General features: G+C 48.0%; 16 protein-coding genes and 1 pseudogene. 12 read left to right on the top strand and 5 right to left on the bottom strand.

Annotated elements, in window-relative coordinates:
• Positions 1-98: 98 nt before the first annotated feature.
• On the top strand, positions 99-992 hold the full coding sequence (locus AVZ68_RS12055) for a DUF2268 domain-containing putative Zn-dependent protease (protein WP_059104813.1): 894 nt from the start codon (positions 99-101) through the stop codon (positions 990-992).
• A 93-nt stretch (positions 993-1,085) separates the two neighbouring features.
• Here the strand turns inward: AVZ68_RS12055 and AVZ68_RS12050 are convergent, their stop codons facing one another.
• Positions 1,086-2,012, bottom strand: coding sequence for a ketopantoate reductase family protein (locus AVZ68_RS12050; protein WP_059104812.1), 927 nt, complete (start codon positions 2,010-2,012; stop codon positions 1,086-1,088).
• 405 nt (positions 2,013-2,417) lie between these two features.
• Between AVZ68_RS12050 and AVZ68_RS20905 the strand changes: the two genes are divergently transcribed.
• From AVZ68_RS20905 to AVZ68_RS12040, 3 genes are read left to right on the top strand one after another with little or no spacing between them, the layout of a single operon-like run.
• The gene (locus AVZ68_RS20905; RefSeq protein ID WP_281176620.1) at positions 2,418-2,543 is read left to right on the top strand and encodes a hypothetical protein; all 126 of its coding nucleotides are present in this window, start codon (positions 2,418-2,420) and stop codon (positions 2,541-2,543) included.
• 10 nt (positions 2,544-2,553) lie between these two features.
• Positions 2,554-3,225: a hypothetical protein gene (locus AVZ68_RS12045; protein WP_059104811.1), complete on the top strand. Its 672-nt coding sequence runs from the start codon at positions 2,554-2,556 to the stop codon at positions 3,223-3,225.
• A gap of 52 nt (positions 3,226-3,277) precedes the next feature.
• On the top strand, positions 3,278-4,120 hold the full coding sequence (locus AVZ68_RS12040; protein WP_059104810.1) for an aminoglycoside 6-adenylyltransferase: 843 nt from the start codon (positions 3,278-3,280) through the stop codon (positions 4,118-4,120).
• Between the two features lie 125 nt (positions 4,121-4,245).
• On the opposite strand, the gene AVZ68_RS12035 is transcribed toward AVZ68_RS12040, so the two are convergent.
• Complete coding sequence (locus AVZ68_RS12035; RefSeq protein ID WP_059104809.1) at positions 4,246-5,535, bottom strand: glycosyl hydrolase family 18 protein; 1,290 nt, start codon at positions 5,533-5,535, stop codon at positions 4,246-4,248.
• 167 nt (positions 5,536-5,702) lie between these two features.
• Complete coding sequence (locus AVZ68_RS12030; protein ID WP_059104808.1) at positions 5,703-6,836, bottom strand: S8 family peptidase; 1,134 nt, start codon at positions 6,834-6,836, stop codon at positions 5,703-5,705.
• Positions 6,837-7,536: 700 nt separating this feature from the next.
• Here AVZ68_RS12030 and AVZ68_RS20265 point away from each other — a divergent pair.
• From AVZ68_RS20265 to AVZ68_RS12005, 7 genes and pseudogenes are all read left to right on the top strand, one after another.
• Complete coding sequence (locus AVZ68_RS20265; RefSeq protein WP_218970843.1) at positions 7,537-7,689, top strand: hypothetical protein; 153 nt, start codon at positions 7,537-7,539, stop codon at positions 7,687-7,689.
• A 51-nt stretch (positions 7,690-7,740) separates the two neighbouring features.
• Positions 7,741-8,904, top strand: a complete 1,164-nt coding sequence (locus tag AVZ68_RS12025; protein ID WP_059104807.1) for an HAD-IIA family hydrolase — start codon at positions 7,741-7,743, stop codon at positions 8,902-8,904.
• 306 nt (positions 8,905-9,210) lie between these two features.
• Positions 9,211-9,518 (top strand): annotated as a pseudogene (locus AVZ68_RS21150) (heavy metal translocating P-type ATPase); the annotation flags it as partial.
• Positions 9,519-9,584: 66 nt separating this feature from the next.
• Positions 9,585-9,872, top strand: a complete 288-nt coding sequence (locus AVZ68_RS12020) for a metal-sensitive transcriptional regulator (RefSeq protein ID WP_059104891.1) — start codon at positions 9,585-9,587, stop codon at positions 9,870-9,872.
• 138 nt (positions 9,873-10,010) lie between these two features.
• On the top strand, positions 10,011-11,141 hold the full coding sequence (locus tag AVZ68_RS12015; protein ID WP_059104806.1) for a CdaR family transcriptional regulator: 1,131 nt from the start codon (positions 10,011-10,013) through the stop codon (positions 11,139-11,141).
• Positions 11,142-11,219: 78 nt separating this feature from the next.
• Entirely contained in the window at positions 11,220-12,632 is a 1,413-nt protein-coding gene (glcD, locus tag AVZ68_RS12010) for a glycolate oxidase subunit GlcD (RefSeq protein ID WP_059104805.1), read from the top strand.
• Positions 12,629-13,966: a (Fe-S)-binding protein gene (locus AVZ68_RS12005; protein ID WP_437182692.1), complete on the top strand. Its 1,338-nt coding sequence runs from the start codon at positions 12,629-12,631 to the stop codon at positions 13,964-13,966. Before glcD ends, AVZ68_RS12005 begins: the two co-directional genes overlap by 4 nt.
• A 321-nt stretch (positions 13,967-14,287) precedes the next feature.
• Here the strand turns inward: AVZ68_RS12005 and AVZ68_RS12000 are convergent, their stop codons facing one another.
• Positions 14,288-15,145, bottom strand: coding sequence for a LysR family transcriptional regulator (locus tag AVZ68_RS12000; RefSeq protein ID WP_245628124.1), 858 nt, complete (start codon positions 15,143-15,145; stop codon positions 14,288-14,290).
• 110 nt (positions 15,146-15,255) lie between these two features.
• Here AVZ68_RS12000 and AVZ68_RS11995 point away from each other — a divergent pair, with 110 nt between their 5' ends.
• Positions 15,256-16,257: a YeiH family protein gene (locus AVZ68_RS11995; protein WP_245628123.1), complete on the top strand. Its 1,002-nt coding sequence runs from the start codon at positions 15,256-15,258 to the stop codon at positions 16,255-16,257.
• 136 nt (positions 16,258-16,393) lie between these two features.
• Here AVZ68_RS11995 and AVZ68_RS11990 read toward each other — a convergent pair whose 3' ends face one another.
• Entirely contained in the window at positions 16,394-16,594 is a 201-nt protein-coding gene (locus AVZ68_RS11990) for a cold-shock protein (RefSeq protein WP_059104802.1), read from the bottom strand.
• Positions 16,595-16,840: the final 246 nt, after the last annotated feature.

The following is a 16,840-nucleotide window of genomic DNA, read 5'->3' as shown; positions in this document are numbered from 1 at the left end:
GTACGGAAGAGGTTCAGTTTTTTTCAAAAGGTTTCCAACCGGCGTCTTGACCTTAACGCAACGTGAAGGTGTACCCTCATTCAAGGGAGGGAAGTAAGATGAAAATTCATTTGGAAGATACGTTCGCCCAATACGAAACGCTGTTCGCCTTGCCAATTAAAAAGAGGGAGGATTTTTTCAGATACACGATGATGAAGCCGTTGGAGGGGATGTGGAAGGCGATTGGCGTTCCCCTAAAAGCGAAAGAGCCAAACGGCTACGACGTGATAATGGCAACAAAGATACTGGGCTACCTGGACATTATAGAAACGGAGAAAGGCACACAGGCTTTGAAAAAACTACAGGCCAACCATGCGCTGGCTGTGGCAAGAGAAGCCCTGCAGGCGTGCGTTGCCCAGGCAAAAGACGCGGGGCTGCACGTTAATGCTGACGACATCAGGCTTGGCCTTTATATTGCCGATCAGGAGAAGCTACGTCTTCAGAAAGGCTACTCGGGGTTTGGCGGGATCCCGGGCTATGTGATGATCACGATTGATCCCAACGGTTACAATCTCCCGAGGTTGCCAGCAGTGATTGCTCATGAATTTCATCACAACCTCAGGTTTTCCTATTTTAACTGGAACCATGGCGATGTGACGGTAGGGGATTATATTGTCATTGAAGGCCTAGCGGATTCTTTTGCCCGGGAGCTGTACGGGGAGGAATCCCTCGGCCCGTGGGTAACCGCTTTGGACGAGGAGGACCTGTGTTATTCGATTGAGGTCATTAAGCAGGCGCTTGACATCAAGGGGTTTGCGGAAGTGAGCAGCTACATGTTTGGCGATGAAGTTTCTCGCGAGCAAGGCTACCAGCCTGTAGGTCTTTCATTTGGCGCAGGTTATGCGGTCGGCTACCATGTCGTTCAGTCTTTCTTGCGAAAAGCCGGCGTTAGTATCGAAGAAGCCACGCTCCTTGGGGCGAACGAAATTTTGCGGCGAAGCGAGGTTTTTTAAATTCGCCTGCTCCTAGCCGGCCGAATGTTGTCTGAGAGCCGTTCAGGATACCGCCCCCTCCGCTTTACCAACGGAGGGGGCTCTGCTGCTTTTTCATCCTTGTTGTAACCTGCGAACTTCGTATACTTTCAAATTTTGATACACGGCGTGCAGAAGAGGAGCATCGACATTCCCCTTTCTAGCCAACTCCAGCAAATACCCTTGCAAATGATCGCCTTCCACCGAGTCATGCTTTTCCATGTCCCGTAACAGCGACGACTTCATCTCATAGGTCATCGCATCCATCGTCTCCATATGCTTATCAACAATGTTATCTGCGAGCTTCGCCCCGTGCTCTCGCATAATCGAAGCCGTTTCCTCAAACAAGCCGCGAGTAAATTCGCGTCCATTCTCACTTTCGCGAACCGGGCCGATCGGCGAACGGAAGAGAGTGGTGATGCCAGAGGCGACGGTAATAAATAAGTATTTATGCCACATTTCTTGTTCAATCTTCTCGCTCAAGACGATCGACGCTTTGGTATCTTCAAAGGCCTCTTCCAAACGAGTTGTCCGCTCCGTTTTCGTCCCATCGAGCTCTCCAAACATAAGTCGGTGCGTTGGGCTTGTCTGCCGAATCGCGCCATCCTTGTCAACAGTTGTTTCAATGAAGCACAGTCCGCCGATGACCTGATCTTCCCCAAATGCTTTTTGTAGCACGGGAATATGAGCAATCCCATTTAGGAGGGGCAGGATCACCGTATGTTCACAGATGAATGGACGGACATCTCCAATCGCCTGCTCCAAGTGGTAGGCCTTTGTTGAGAGGAGAATAACATCAAAAGGCAGTGCCTGGCTGTTTTTCGTTATGAGTTTCGGCTCCATCGTGAGGTCGCCGTGAATACTGCGAACCGCAAGACCTTTCTCCTCTAAAAGGTGTTTTCGCTTTTCGCGCACGAGAAAGGTTACGTCTTCTCCTTTTTCTGCAAGACGAGCACCAAAATACCCGCCAACACCGCCCGCGCCAACGCTCAGTATGCGCATAAGTTTCGCCCCTTTCTGATCTATTACGCTTTCATTGTAGCATAGGGGAGTGGGATAGAAGCCTTCGCATGAAAGAAATTGTGCCAAGGGAGATGGAAATGCGATGAATTTAGTTTTGTTAAGCCAATGTTAAGATCTTGTGTGAAATCGTGGGGATCTATTGACGTCGACAGGCTTAGCTCTTATAGTAAGCACAAGAACTTATAATTCAATCCCAAAGGGGAGTAGCTGTTCAGCAGTCGTCGTCATTACAGGACAAACGTCCTCGGCGTTGCTGGCAACATACCTGTTGTTAGCGAGACCTTTGCCATCATTGTACGGGCAAAGGTCTCTTTTATTTTTTATCGGAGACTTTGCCACTGGGTGAAGTCTCTTTTTCTTTGGGTTAACAAGGGAGGGCCTTAAGTGTCCAAGATATCGAAGTTGCTAAAGAGCAGGGCCGTGAAACAAGGGTTACGTGAGGCTAAGAAGCATGTATGGCCAGTCATTCAAAAAGAAATCGCAAAGCGGAAAGGGCAGAACAAGAGGTAGGTGGACGAGGATGAAGGAAGTTGCTGCTGTGGTTGAACATCAAGAATACAAAGCTTTTGCTGATAGTGTGAAGTTTTCATTCAGCAAAGGAAAAAGAGAGCTTAAAGCCTTCGATCACCGCTTGCAACTGATTGGCAGCGGAAGAAGTGCCTATGTCTTTAAGCTTCCGCATGCGAACAAGGCGATCAAAATATTTTATTCTCCTTTTGAGCATCTGGCCAAGCTTGAGGCTGAGATCTACGACAGGCTTGACGGATGCTCCTATTTTCCAAAGCTTTTCGAAGTCGGCACTACCTATCTTGTGATGGATTATATAGAGGGAAAGACGCTCTTTCAGTGCATGCTGGAAGGACGGCGCGTCCATCACAGGCACATTAAGGAAGTGGATGAGGCCATTGCGTTCGCACGCAAAAAAGGCTTAAACCCTTCAGACATTCATTTGCATAATCTGCTTTTGACGAAGGATGGCACGATGAAGGTCATCGACGTGGCTCGTTTTAAACAAACGAAAAATTGCACGCAGTGGAGGGATTTGAAACAGGCCTTTGACCGCTATTATTCAAGGAGGTTATTTCCGAAAAAGCTTCCGGCGTTTTGCTTGAATGCAATATCAAAGATTTATAAAAAAAGAGAAGCCCAACACTTAAAAATGCGTGTAAATCAGGGACATAGGGTAGAATAGAGAAAGGGTGAGGGCATAAGGGTTGATATCACCTGTAATAAAGGAGGGGACCATGAGAACAGAGGAGGAAATGTTAAGGCTGATTGTGTTGGCGGCGGAAAAGGATGAGCGGGTCCGCGCTGTTATGATGAATGGTTCGCGAGTCAACCCGAACGTGCAGAAGGATCGCTTTCAGGACTACGATATTGTGTATTATGTTCAAGACCTTGAATCGTTTACGGCTGATCACTCTTGGGTGGATGTGTTCGGCCAGCGAGTCATCATGCAGATGCCTGAAGCGACGGCGCTGTTTCCGGCAGAAGAAGAAGGCTTTAGTTATCTGATGCAGTTTGAAGACGGCAATCGCATTGATTTGACGCTGCTTGCAGCAGAAGACATGAGCGAAGCTTCAGAGTTTGATAGCTTAAGCGTGATTTTACTAGACAAAGACGAGCGCTTCCCGGTTCTACCTGATCCGAATGACTCTGATTACATCACGCGAAAGCCCACGACAGAGGAATTTTCGGATTGTCAGAACGAGTTTTGGTGGGTGACGACTTATGTAGCCAAGGGGGTGAAGCGGAGAGAGCTGCCTTACGCCAAGGCGACGATGGAAGGCCCGGTTAGGAAGATGCTTGTGCTGATGCTACAGTGGGAGGTTGGAAGCAAGAATGAGTTCGCAGTTAATACGGGGAAAGATGGGAGGTGGCTGGAGTCGTACCTTGAGAAGGATGTTTGGGAGAAGCTTGTGGCTACATATGCAGGTGGAACCTATGCGGAGATCTGGGAGGCGCTTTTTGCCATGTGTGAACTGTTCGAGGACGTGAGCGCTTCCGTCGCAAGAGCTTTGGATTACGAGCTGTTTTCAGATCGGAGGAAGGTGTTTCGGTATCTGAAGCGGCAAGCGAATCAGTAACGCTGGAAGGAGGGGGCGAAACGCTAGAGTAAGAAGGACAGAGGGCTAAATACAAAGCCGAAACATACCTCTTAAAAAAACCCATTCGTAAAAGGTATGTTTGGCCTATTTAGGGAGTCCGATTTCTACCTCTTCACCACATTGAAATTATTCTCAATCAACAACCAGTTTTGTGGAAACGGCAACCCTAGCTTCCAATAGCTAATCCCCCGGAGCTCCAATCGTTTAATCAAATCAAACTTTGCTTGAATCGAGCGAGCGTCTTCAAACCAAACTTTATGACTGCTCCCTTGTTCGTCAACATAGTCAAAATGCGGGGCTTGTGCCTCCTCGTCGTATTGAATCGCTACATTATACTGTTTTGCTACTTCGATGGCTCGCTGAGGACTGATGGCTTCCGCAAATTCTCCACCGGGTTCGTAGGGCAATGTCCAGTCATAGCCATAGAGGTTTTGCCCCATCATAATTTTTGAAGCGGGCATTTCTGAGAGCGCGTACTGAATGACTTCCTCCACATTTTGAATCGGGGATACAGGCATCGGCGGACCGCCAGAGTAGCCCCATTCATACGTCATCAGCACAACGAAATCGACGATCTCTCCGTGGGCCGCATAATCATGGGCTTCGTACCATTGACCAGTTTGCTCGGCGCTTGTTTTTGGGGCGAGAGCCGTAGAGATCAACAAGCCCTCGGCACGAAGTCTATCGGCTGCTTTTCGTAAAAAATTGTTGTAGGCCTCACGTTGATCCCCTGGAAGATACTCAAAGTCAAAATGGACATCCGTATAGCGCCCGACCCGTCTCGTTTCCTCTATGATGTTATCAAGCAGCGTATCTTGAACGGCTGAACTCTGAAGGATCTCGCGTCCAAGCTCTCCGCTGAATTCGCCCTCTTCAAGATTGGTCACGACCATCATTAACGAAGCCCCGGTGTCGCTGGCAACTTCAGGTATCCCCTCAAGTGGCAGTCTCTCCATCGTGCCGTTTCTTCTGGCCTCATAGCTGAAGGGGGCGAGATAAGTGAGATGTGGGCCTGCTTCTCTCGCGTCAGCTAAAAGAGACTCACTCACCGTCTGCCCCGTCGGCTCGATATAGGCGTTGGTCTCAGCTTCCACTTTGTCTCTAGGTGGAAGGTAAAGCCTTAGCCCGGCAGAAAGCGGCTGGTCAACGTTTAAGCCATTAATCTGAGCAATTCTTCCCGCATCCACCCCCGTTCGCTGGGCGATGCCGGAGAGGGTATCACCCTGTTGAACCCAGTAGTAACGCCCATTGACAGGGATGACCAACGCTTGACCGGTGACTAGCCTCCCTGGGTCGGGGATTTGGTTCGCCTGAACGATGGAATCAGGAGAGACTCTGTACCCTTGGGAAATGCTCCAAATGGTTTGTTCTGCTTGCACGACGTGAATTTGCATCGTCTTTCTCCTTTCCGACGCCCTTTAATCAAATCTTGAAGTATATGTATGTAGGCGAAGAGCAATTCATGAGAATTTCGAGATTGTGCGATTAAAAAAGACCAATGAGAACAAAGGTCTCATTGGGCAACATAAAAGAAAGAGTTACTTGCTAATTTAGCTATTCATTAATAGTGAGTGGCCGCATCTGCATTAACCAGACCACTTCCGTAGTAGAGGGCGTCGCCAATTGGCGTTGCCGTTTCTTTGAGCCGTTCCCGGATCTCATCATTTGAAAGCCACGGGTGTTGCCCTTTTAGAAGAGCAGCAACTCCAGCAACATGAGGGCTTGCCATAGACGTACCGCTAAGAGAATGATAGCTGTTTCCTAAATACGTACTGCCTATTTCAACCCCAGGGGCAACAATGTCCAGGCCTTCCCCGTACTGGGAAAAGTTTGCTTTCTGATTGCTAGAATCAACAGCACCGACCGCTAGAACGGAGTCATAGCGCGCTGGGTAACTAACCGAACCAGCACCTGAATTTCCTGTTGCAGCGACGAGAAGTACGCCACTATTATCTGCGCGATTGACTGCATCTTCTAACGCTTGCGAAGGCGTAGGTCCTCCCAAACTTAAATTGGCAATGTCAATGTCATTCTCAATCGCCCAGTCAATGCCCCTAATAATATCACTGTTTTGCCCCATGCCATCGGAACCTAGTACTTTCACGGCATAAAGATTCGCTGCAGGGGAAACGCCAAGGACGCCATGGTTGTTGTCAAGAGCGGCTACCGTTCCCGCTACATGCGTACCGTGACCGTTATTGTCTTCATAAGAGGGCTCTGAATCGACAAAGCTTACGCCGCCAACTACATTTAGGTCCTCATGGGCGGCAATTCCACTATCAATGATGGCGACGTCAGCCCCTGCACCAAGTTCGCCACGATAATGAGACACCAGTGCGCCTACATTCTCAACCCCGGGTGGAATAGCTTGCTCGAAGGCCTGCACTTGATAATCCGGCTCCACAAACTCAACCTCTTCCAGAGCTTCAACGGAGTCGACTTCTTCTGACTCCAGTTCAACAGAAAGATACGGAACGTGCTCATATTCCTCTTCTACTTGTATATTCATCTCGTTCGCTTGAGCGCTCATCTCGTTTGATCCACTAGAGAATGCTTTGGCTTCATCTGTTTCCCCAAAGCCTATGATGTAATTCCCCGTGTGATCTTCAGCTTGCGCCACAAGCGTCGAGCTTCCAACGACCGTTAGCAATAGTGCTGAACTCGCGATCCATTTGCTCAATACGCGCTTCTTCATCTAAGTCATCCCTCCTATTCTCCAGCTCACTCGCTGGTTATGTCTATTAGACTAGCGAATATATGGGTAATTAGCAACAGTAAAAAGAAGATTAATGTAAGTTTACGACTGGTAAATAAGGGTAAAGTAGGGTTTTTGAGCTTATTATGGCATAGAGAGCGTTGTGTGCAATGTGAGTGGTAATTGCTTGTCTGTTAAAAAAAGAAAATCCATTCCTGGTTTGTTAACAGGAATGGGTTTTCTTAATGGTTATTGACATTATATCCACATTTTGGACAAAGAATATACTCTTCTGGTAGATGAAAACCAACGTAGGCATGAGTCATCTCTTGAAGCTCAAAAATCTCTACCAATCCATTTCAATGTCTTCTCGCAGTAGAAGGAAGCAGTGCCAAGATCGGGCTTGTATGGACGTTTTTGCCGTTTCTTTGATTTTTTGACCTACTCATTATTCGAGGAGGTTTCTTTTACGTGCAAGACTCATAAGCAGTCCCTTTTACAAGCTCGGTATGGTACAATTTTAACCAAAATGTAGAGGGAAAAAGCGGGGTGTGGAAAGAAGAGCGAAGTGAACACATCAGAAGCCGAGCGAAAACGAAATCGCGAAATCCTCGTCTGTATCATAAAAAATTAACAGAGGATGAGCTAGAAGTAATGGCAGAAAATTTTGCTCAGTGAAAAAAGTGAAGCATGCCCTATGATGGATGAACCGATCATATTCATAAAAAAAACAAAAAATATGGCCCTATTTCATACGTTTGATGTGAATGACCAGTGGTTTGTTTTAAAAGCGGGGAACGAGTCAGGCTTATTAACGGATCAAGAAAAAGATTTGTACGAGGACTGGTTCTGAGGGCATGGGGACAAGCACTAAAAATCATCAGCCGTAGAAGGAGTGACGAGAGTGAAGAAGCAAGAATCCTCGATTTGGGAGCAAGTATTAGTAAAGATTCGTGCTGAAATCAGTGAACCATCTTTTCAAACGTGGTTTACGCATACTCAGTTAGAGATCAACGATTCAAATTGGACGATTCAGACACCGAATGTGTTTGCGTCCGATTGGTTAACAAATCAATACCACAATTTGATTAAAGAGACGATTTACGCCGTCAGCGGAGAAACTCCTGAAATTAAGATCGTCCATGCAGGGAGCAAGGAGGCAATATCTGATTCGGAAGCAGACATATACGTCATCCTTCGGCAAATTGATCGTCTGCCGGAACAAAAGCGTGAAGCGTTGTATGGAATGATTCAAGAGAGAAGGGCAGCGGAGAGAGGACAGCCACCAAAGGAGGAGCGCATGCCTTTTGCCAAGTATGACGTGTTTTTGTTTGATTTAGACGGGGTTATTTACGTAGGCAATCGGGCTCTTCCCGGTTCGGTGGAATCGCTGGCCCGGTTAAGAGAACAAGGCAAAACCATTCGATTCATTACAAACAATCCGTGCACAACGCGAGAACGAGTGGCTAAAAAGTTGAAGAGGCTTGGCGTGGAGGCAACAGAAACAGAAGTCGTGACCTCAGCGTGGGCGACGGCGCGGTATTTGCAGCAGGAGGGGTATGCGAATGTTTTCTTGCTTAGCGATGAACACTTAGAGTGGGAATGTGAGCAGGTAGGCGTGGGAACCGACGAAAATGGAGAAATTGAGGCAGTGGTCGTTGGATGGGACGGAAGCATCACGTTTGCAGACATTCAACGAGCAGCCGGGTTTATTTACCGTGGAGCCAGACTTATCGCGACAAATGCTGATGTTACTTTCCCAGGTGCTGACGGTCCACTGCCTGCTGTGGGTGTGATGCTTGAAACGCTGCGAATGTCGACGAAGGTGGAGCCGATTATTATTGGCAAGCCCTATCCGCAGATGGTTGAAAAAGCGCTTGAAGGAATTTCCCCAGATGTTAGAACTGTGATGATCGGCGACAATCCAGATACAGATATTGCAGGGGCGTTCAATGCAGGCTTGCCAGCGATTCTAATTTCCGACAAGCCAGCGGATTTGGGTTTGAATGAGGAAGAGGTATACAAACCAACGGCACGGATGGTGAATTTGTTAGAGCTGTTTCGTTGACACTACAGCTCCCGCTCTTGCTTCCTCAAACATGGAGGGTTAGAAAAAATTGATGTACGCATTCGCCCACTAATTTTTTACCCTGTATAGGTATTTATATGTTTGAAGAATAAAGAAAGGAATTACACAAAACTCCATTGCTTCTGGTATTTACCGTAGTGTAAAAGCATAACAGAAATACGAGTATTTGAAAATTGATGCTTGAAATACATATAGGGGGTATTATATACTGATCTTATAAAGGAAGCATTACAATTTACTCTGTGTATACACATGGAAGGTATGCGTATATCTTTTTCCGGGTGCGAAATTCAAAAGCTGCAAGCACAAGGCAAAAAGGTGGTGACGGCATCAACGACACCCCAGTCGTGGCTGCCATTGGCTTGACGGTCGGAACAGGCACCGATATTGTGATTGAGGCAGCCGGTGTGACGCTGATGCGCGGCAACTTGCACAGCGTGGCCGAGGGCATCATGATCAGCCGCAAGACGATGGCCAACTTCAAGCAGAATCTGTTCTTTGCCTTCGATTACAATACAACGGCGACTCCATTTGTGGCAGCTGGATTTCTCGCCCCGTGGATTGCAGGAGCGGCGATGACGTTCAGCTCGGTCGTTGAATGCTTTGCACTATGTCTTAGAATAAAATATCGAACAAACTACGAGGAGGAAGGAATAGGTATGTCTAATCATGAAAAAGGCACCGTCCAGCCCAATAAGCAGCAGCTGTTAAATCGCTTGAAACGAATTGAGGGTCAAGTGCGAGGGGTGCATAAGATGATCGATGAGGATAAATATTGCGTGGACATCTTGCACCAGATTACAGCGATTCAGTCCGCCATGAACAAAGTGAGTCTCGCCTTGATGGAGGACCACACCCATCATTGTGTGGCCAACGCCATCAAGGAAGGCAATAAAGATGAAGCGATTCAAGAACTGATGGATGTCATGAAGCGAATGGTTAAATGAATCGGAGGGTAAACAGACGCGTGTTCTTTTTTAGAGGGTGCAGGAAATATACGTTCCCGAACTTAGGGTCTCTTTTGCCATTCAAGAATCCCACAAGCTGGCCGAGAGGGCAACAATTCCATTCGAGGAGAGTCCATTTTGATCACAGACGCATTAGCAACAAAAATCATATCAGAAGTTGAAAAGCTGCTCGATGAAGACATGATCATCGTAAACGTCGACGGCGAGATTATTGCCAGCACGGAAAAGGAACGAATTGGAACCTTCCATGAAGGGGCGTTGCTGTGCGTGGCTCAAAAGCAACAGCGTCTGATCACGCGGGAAGAGGAGCACCGTCTAGCAGGCGTGAAGCCGGGGCTCAATTTGCCTGTATTCTTTTTGAATCAAGTTATTGCCGTCATCGGAATTACAGGCGAGCCTGAGCAAACTCTTCCTTACGGCGAATTGCTCCGAAAAATGACCGAGCTGCTCATTCGGGAAAGCTACTACTCCGAACAAATGCAGTGGCGTTCCAGAATGCTTGAGGCATTTGTGTTTGATTGGTTGTATGCAGACTGGGAGGACGGGACGCTTGCAGAACGGGCCGATGTCCTGAATATTGATCTTCACCCCCTGAGGCGAGTGATACTACTTGCTGTTTCCAAGCAGCAGGATCTCGCGTTTCAGGGGGTTTGGCCATGGACGCATCTCTGGAACGATGCATATGAAGAGGACATTTTCATTCCTTGGGGCGACGGGCGGCTGCTTCTTGTGCATTGCGTGTCGGACGAGGAAAGCCGGGGAGCGATTGAACGAAAACTTGCTCGGCTCCAATCATACACGAAAGAGTCATGGGAATCGACGTTCACGGCCGGGGTTGGCCAAGTGGTAGAAAGTGCAGAGATACAGAAGGGATATGAACAGGCCGAATTGGCGCTAGCCCTCGCGCGAAAAGAGGGAGGCATCGTCTTTGAGGAAGATTTGCGGCTAGATTTATGCCTCGAAGAAGTGAACGCTGCAACCAAGAGGGAGTTTGTTAGGCGAATTCTTGGCAACGTTTCAGAGAACGATGAGCTCGTACGAACATTTGCCGAGTATTTCCGTCAAAACCAGTCTTTGAAATCCACGGCTGCCAGTCTGCACATCCATATCAATACACTTCATTACCGCATCAAAAAGTTGGAGAAGCTAACGCGCCTCGATATGAAGCATTTCCCCGATGTGATGAATCTCTATCTTGCGCTTTCGTTTTTGGAGGATCCTCCAATTCTAACGGTAGAAAAAACGTGAATTTTGCATCTTCATCTATAGAAATTGGACGTTTCATCCAGTATTCTTACTATAGAAAAAAGAAGAAGGTGAATAGCGATGCTAACAGCGTCCAGTAAAAAGAAACTCGCACGCGTAGTTGGAGCCGAGAACGTCGACGACTCTTCAGCGGGCCGACTCGTCTATTCGTACGACGCGACCCCGAACTTCCAGTCAATGCCGGACGCGGTCGTTGCACCACGCACGACAGAAGAAGTGGCTGAGGTTGTAAGCGTTTGCCGAGAAGAGCGCGTCCCCATCGTCCCGCGGGGCTCTGGCACGAATTTATGCGCAGGCACTGTGCCGACAGAAGGGGGCATCGTGCTGCTTTTCAAACACATGAACCGTATCCTTGATATCGACCAAGAGAATTTAACCGTAACTGTACAGCCGGGTGTCGTGACACTCGATATGATTCATGCTGTAGAGGCACACGGGCTTTTTTATCCACCTGATCCGAGCTCGATGAAGATCTCCACAATTGGCGGCAATATTAATGAAAACTCGGGAGGACTTCGCGGCCTGAAATATGGCGTCACTCGGGATTATGTGCTGGGGCTTGAGGCCGTCCTCCCCGGTGGCGAGATCATTCGCACCGGGGGCAAGCTCGCAAAGGACGTTGCTGGCTACGATCTCACTCGTTTACTCACCGGCTCCGAGGGAACGCTTGCTGTCATCACGGAAGCAACGCTTAAGCTCGTTCCGATGCCGGAAGCGAAGCAGACCATGCTAGCGCTCTATGAAGATATGGACGCCGCCGCTCGCTCCGTGTCTAAAATCATTGCAGCGAAAATGATCCCTGTTACCCTTGAATTCCTTGATAGGCCGACGATTGCTGCGGTAGAGGATTTTGCCAGGGTGGGATTGCCGACCGACGTTGAGGCCGTGCTCTTGATTGAGCAAGACGGGCCTGCAGAGATTGTTGAGCGTGATATGAAACGAATTGCGGAGATTTGCCTGCAAGAGAACGCCCTTTCCGCTCAAATTGCATCATCAGCACAAGAAGCCGAGGCATTGACGGCGGCCCGTCGCTCTGCTCTCTCCGCACTCGCCCGCCTGAAGCCGACGACCATTCTTGAAGACGCCACAGTGCCACGCTCGGAAATCGCGAGTATGGTCAAAGCCATCAATGAAATTGCGAGGACGTATGAGGTTACGATCTGTACCTTTGGGCACGCAGGGGACGGCAACCTCCATCCAACCTGCCTGACTGACGTGCGCGACGAAGAAGAAATGCATCGCGTCGAGGAAGCGCTTGCGGCGATTTTTGACAAGGCGATTGAACTCGGCGGAACAATCACGGGCGAACATGGCGTCGGCGTCATGAAAGCTCCGTACCTCGAATGGAAGCTAGGCGAGGAGGGAGTCGCGATCATGAAAGCGATCAAGGAAGCCTTCGACCCGCATAACATCATGAACCCGGGCAAGATCTTTGCCAAGGAATCGCGAAAACGAGTGGTGGTGACGAAATGACAAAAGCGACAATGACCAAAAGGGAGGAAGCTATCCAGACGTCCTTCGCTGAGCGCATGGATGAAACCGAGCTCCTCAACTGCATGCAGTGTGGTTTTTGCCTGCCCCACTGCCCGACGTATATTGAAACCGGCTTCGATGAATCTCAGTCGCCAAGAGGAAGGATTGCCCTCATGAAAGCAGTACACGACGGGCTCATTTCTCCTGATGATGATGTGGAACGCTCGCTCGATCTCTGCCTCGGTTGCCGTGCCTGCGAGCCCGTCTGTCCGGCAGGTGTACAGTATGGGCATCTACTGGAAGAAGCGCGAGCCATTTTCAACGACCACAACGAGCACTCCTTGCCAATCAAAGCGATGCGCAAAACGGTGTTCAATGGTCTCTTTCCGCATCAAGGACGCATGGAAGGAGCCGTCAACCTCCTAGGTCTATATCAGAGAAGCGGTCTGCAGAACGTCGCACGGAAGATTGGATTTATGAAACTCTTCCCAGAAAGCATGCAGGCGATGGAGCGGGCGTTGCCGATCGTGCCAACGCGCAAAGAGCGAAAAGCGCGTGCGAGGAGCGAGACCTTCCTTGCAGAAGAGAAAGCGGCAACTGTCGCCTTTTTCTCCGGTTGCTTAATGGATACGATGTTTCTTGAGACGAACAATGCCACCCTCGCATTGCTACAAAAAGCGGGCTGCGACGTCGTCATCCCTGATAATCAGAATTGCTGCGGTGCGCTCCACGGGCATAGCGGCGAGAAGGGCGGCGCCACCAAGCTAGCCAAACGGAATATCGACGCCTTTGAAGCCACCGGGGCTGAGTACATCATTACAAACGCTGGCGGCTGCGGGGCATTTCTGATGGACTACGATCATCTTCTTAAAGATGACCCCGAATACGCGGAACGCGCCAAAGCATTCACAGCAAGAATTAAGGACATTACGCAAATTTTGTTCGAGCTCGATTTTCACACGCGCGTTCGATTAAATGTTGAGCCGCAGACGATTACGTACCAGGATTCCTGCCACCTTAAGAACGCTATGCACACGAATGACGCGCCACGAACGCTTATGGCTGCAATTGCAGGTGCAACGCTTCAAGAAATGGAGAACGCGGAAGGGTGCTGCGGCTCGGCGGGCATCTACAACATCGTCGAATCCGAGATGTCGATGAGAATTCTTGATACAAAGATGGAAAAAGTGAAAGCGACCAACGCGCATACGGTTGTGACGGCCAATCCCGGCTGCCTGCTGCAAATGAAGCTGGGCATTGAGCGAGAAGGCTTGACAGAGAACGTGCGTGCGGTGCATATTGTCGATCTGTTGATGGAAGCGATGGAGGAGTGATAGGGAAAGCAACCAAGCCGAAGGGGCTTGGTTGCTTTAGGTGCGGGGTTGCAGTTTTTGTATGCTCGTTGAAATGGCTGTCCAAAAAAACTAGTGAAAAAGCATTCGGAAGAAAGAAATAGCCACTCTCGGAAGAAAGAGCAAACTTTCTCCAATAGTAAATACCCAATCCGTGATGTGACCATATGTTCTTCGCTTTCTTTCTTCTCTTGTTGTCATTAGTCCTCCTTATTTTTAAGTTGTTGTCATAATGTTACATCTATGCTCTCATGAAGCAAAGCACCCCCCTTTTTCTCTAGTGAAGCTTTCTAGCGTACCTCCTTAAAGCAAATAATCTAAAAGCAACTCAATATTTCTACTTGGCTTGGTTCCTTTCGTTAACACATAAGAGAAAGCACGTTTTTCGTACAACCCCTCGACGGGGACGATTTCGAGCGTCCCGTGATGCAGTTCTTCCTGAATCGCTGCCTCTGAAAGCAAGGCGAGCCCCATTCCACTGCTGACGCTTCCCTTTATGCCTTGTGTGGAACTAAATGTAAATCTAGAGCCTACACGAATCGCGTTAGCTGCAATTAAGTGGTCAAACGATTGCCGTGTACCTGATCCTTCTTCACGGATAACCCACATCTGATCGTGCAGATCCTCCAACGTATCAATAGGTTTTTTAAACAAAGGAGAGCGGACAATGACCAGACGATCTTGCTGAAACGATGTCTGAATCACGTCTCTGGAGTGACTATGCCCTTCAACTAGACTGATGTCAACGTCTAAGCGGCGTACAGCCTCAATCATCGCATCTGTATTGCCAATTGTAATATGGAAATCCAACTGCTCATGAGAGGCATGCAGATTTGCGATAATCTTTGGCAGCAAGTATTCGCCGATCGTAAAGCTTGCTCCAATGCGAATGAGTCCAGATGCTTGCTGCTTTTTCTGATAAAGGGTTTCTTGAAGGTTCTTATATAAGGCCCTCATTTGCAAGGCTTGGTCATAAAAAAGTTCTCCCTCGGGTGTCAGACTAACATGCTTTGTTGTCCGTTTAATGAAGGCGGTTGAAAATTCCCTTTCTAGGTTTTTGATATGTACGCTTACTGTGGGCTGAGACAATGCTCGTTTCGCAGCGGTTCTTGTAAAATTCTTCTCACGCACCAAAGTCACAAACGTCTCTAGTTCTTCCATATGCATCTCTTACACCTCAATTATTAATTTTTTATATAAATATCATTATATATATTTATTTAACAAATAGAAACAGAAGGCGTATGCTTAAAGCGCTAGGAGGAAATACCATGAATCGCTCATTTTATATCGGGATATTGATTACGCTTATCATCGCTAGTGTTGCTGCTTTACTAGCCCAACTCCCGTATTTTGATGTTGTGGGGCAGCTTGTGTTGGCGATCGTTCTCGGCGTTATATGGAACCATACAATGAATGTGAAAGCCGAGTATAGAAGCGGCATTGAGTTTTCCAGCAAGAAGGTATTACGCCTTGGCATCATCTTATTAGGGTTGAGGTTAAACTTGGCCGATATTTATGCTGCAGGGTTGAATGTCTTTTTGTATGCGGGCCTTCTGCTTGCCATGACGCTAGCGGTCGTATATGCGCTGGCAAGGTGGTTGAACGTGGGTAAGACATTGAGCCTCCTAACAGCATGCGGGACAGCCATTTGTGGAGCAGCGGCCATTGTCGCGATTGCCCCTCTTGTCAAAGCAAAGGAAACGATAACGGCTGTCAGCGTTGCAGTCATCGCTGTTCTCGGAACATCGTTTACCATCCTCTATGCGCTACTGTATCCAATCCTGCCACTAACTCCGCATGAGTTTGGAATTCTTTCAGGGGGAACACTGCACGAAATTGCCCATGCAATCGCCGCATCTTCAGCAGGTGGGACAGAATCCGAAGACATGGCCATCGTTGTTAAATTAACACGAGTCGCACTCCTTGTACCTGTTGCGGTTCTAATTGGTCTCTATGTGAAAAAGAAAGAGAACAGAACCAAAGAAGAGAACGACTTTTCGCTAAAAATGCTGCCTGTTCCTTGGTTTATTTTTGGCTTTCTTGCCATGAGCGCGCTGAACACAACGGGGAGTTTGCCCGAGGCGATGGTGAGCGTATTGGTAACAGTTTCGTACCTATTGCTTGCAATGGCGATGGCTGGATTAGGCTTAAATGTCGAACTGGCTGTATTTAAGAAAGTAGGGCTTAATGTTTTCTATGCCGCATGTTTGGGGAGCGTTGTGTTAGCAGGGGTTGGGTTCGGGCTCATCTATCTCTTGCAATTAGGGTGATGGAAAGGGGAGACCTGCTTTGGACCGAAAGGCTGATAAAACATAAACACGTTGATTAGTAGGGGAGATGTTGAGTTTATACACATAAAAAAACAGGCTCTGTTTAGAGCCTGTTTTAATTATCATCCACCTAAAACTATGCTTTTTGAACGTTAGCGGCTTGAGCTCCACGAGCCCCTTGCTCAACGTCAAACGTCACTTTTTGTCCTTCGTCTAAAGATTTGAAGCCTTCACTTTGGATTGCAGAGAAGTGTACGAATACATCGTCATTATCTTCACGTTCGATAAAGCCAAATCCTTTTTCTGCATTGAACCATTTAACTGTACCTTGTTCCATTTTTGTTGCCTCCTAGTGCGTTCCCACACGATATATTACTATTCTTGCCCAAAGCGAATCTCAAGACGAAAAGAACTACTCATACTATCCTTTACACCGAACAAAAATAATTACTCCTATCATAGCACAAGATGAAGGGTATTGCAAATCCCTCGAGAGAGTTAAGAGTATATTTTTATTTCTCGAATTGCTCCGGGGCTGTTAAAATAAGAGGTACTCTTAATTAAAGTAAATGAAAAGGTGTTT

Origin of the sequence: Shouchella shacheensis (assembly GCF_001484965.1) — a bacterium.
In the GTDB taxonomy this organism is placed as follows: Bacteria; Bacillota; Bacilli; order Bacillales; family Bacillaceae_D; genus Shouchella; species Shouchella shacheensis.
The sequence above is the reverse complement of the archived record's forward strand: the minus strand, read 5'-3'. Positions and strand labels throughout refer to the sequence as shown.

Bases quoted from the DNA above. Each gene is read 5' to 3' on its own strand.
- AVZ68_RS11995 (WP_245628123.1), top strand. From the start codon at position 15,256: ATGAATCGCTCATTTTATATCGGGATATTGATTACGCTTATCATCGCT.
- AVZ68_RS12050 (WP_059104812.1), bottom strand. From the start codon at position 2,012: ATGCGCATACTGAGCGTTGGCGCGGGCGGTGTTGGCGGGTATTTTGGT.
- AVZ68_RS12040 (WP_059104810.1), top strand. From the start codon at position 3,278: ATGAGAACAGAGGAGGAAATGTTAAGGCTGATTGTGTTGGCGGCGGAA.
- AVZ68_RS12030 (WP_059104808.1), bottom strand. From the start codon at position 6,836: ATGAAGAAGCGCGTATTGAGCAAATGGATCGCGAGTTCAGCACTATTG.
- AVZ68_RS12020 (WP_059104891.1), top strand. From the start codon at position 9,585: ATGTCTAATCATGAAAAAGGCACCGTCCAGCCCAATAAGCAGCAGCTG.
- AVZ68_RS12005 (WP_437182692.1), top strand. From the start codon at position 12,629: ATGACAAAAGCGACAATGACCAAAAGGGAGGAAGCTATCCAGACGTCC.
- AVZ68_RS20265 (WP_218970843.1), top strand. From the start codon at position 7,537: ATGGATGAACCGATCATATTCATAAAAAAAACAAAAAATATGGCCCTA.
- AVZ68_RS12055 (WP_059104813.1), top strand. From the start codon at position 99: ATGAAAATTCATTTGGAAGATACGTTCGCCCAATACGAAACGCTGTTC.
- AVZ68_RS12035 (WP_059104809.1), bottom strand. From the start codon at position 5,535: ATGCAAATTCACGTCGTGCAAGCAGAACAAACCATTTGGAGCATTTCC.
- glcD (WP_059104805.1), top strand. From the start codon at position 11,220: ATGCTAACAGCGTCCAGTAAAAAGAAACTCGCACGCGTAGTTGGAGCC.
- AVZ68_RS12045 (WP_059104811.1), top strand. From the start codon at position 2,554: ATGAAGGAAGTTGCTGCTGTGGTTGAACATCAAGAATACAAAGCTTTT.
- AVZ68_RS11990 (WP_059104802.1), bottom strand. From the start codon at position 16,594: ATGGAACAAGGTACAGTTAAATGGTTCAATGCAGAAAAAGGATTTGGC.
- AVZ68_RS12000 (WP_245628124.1), bottom strand. From the start codon at position 15,145: ATGGAAGAACTAGAGACGTTTGTGACTTTGGTGCGTGAGAAGAATTTT.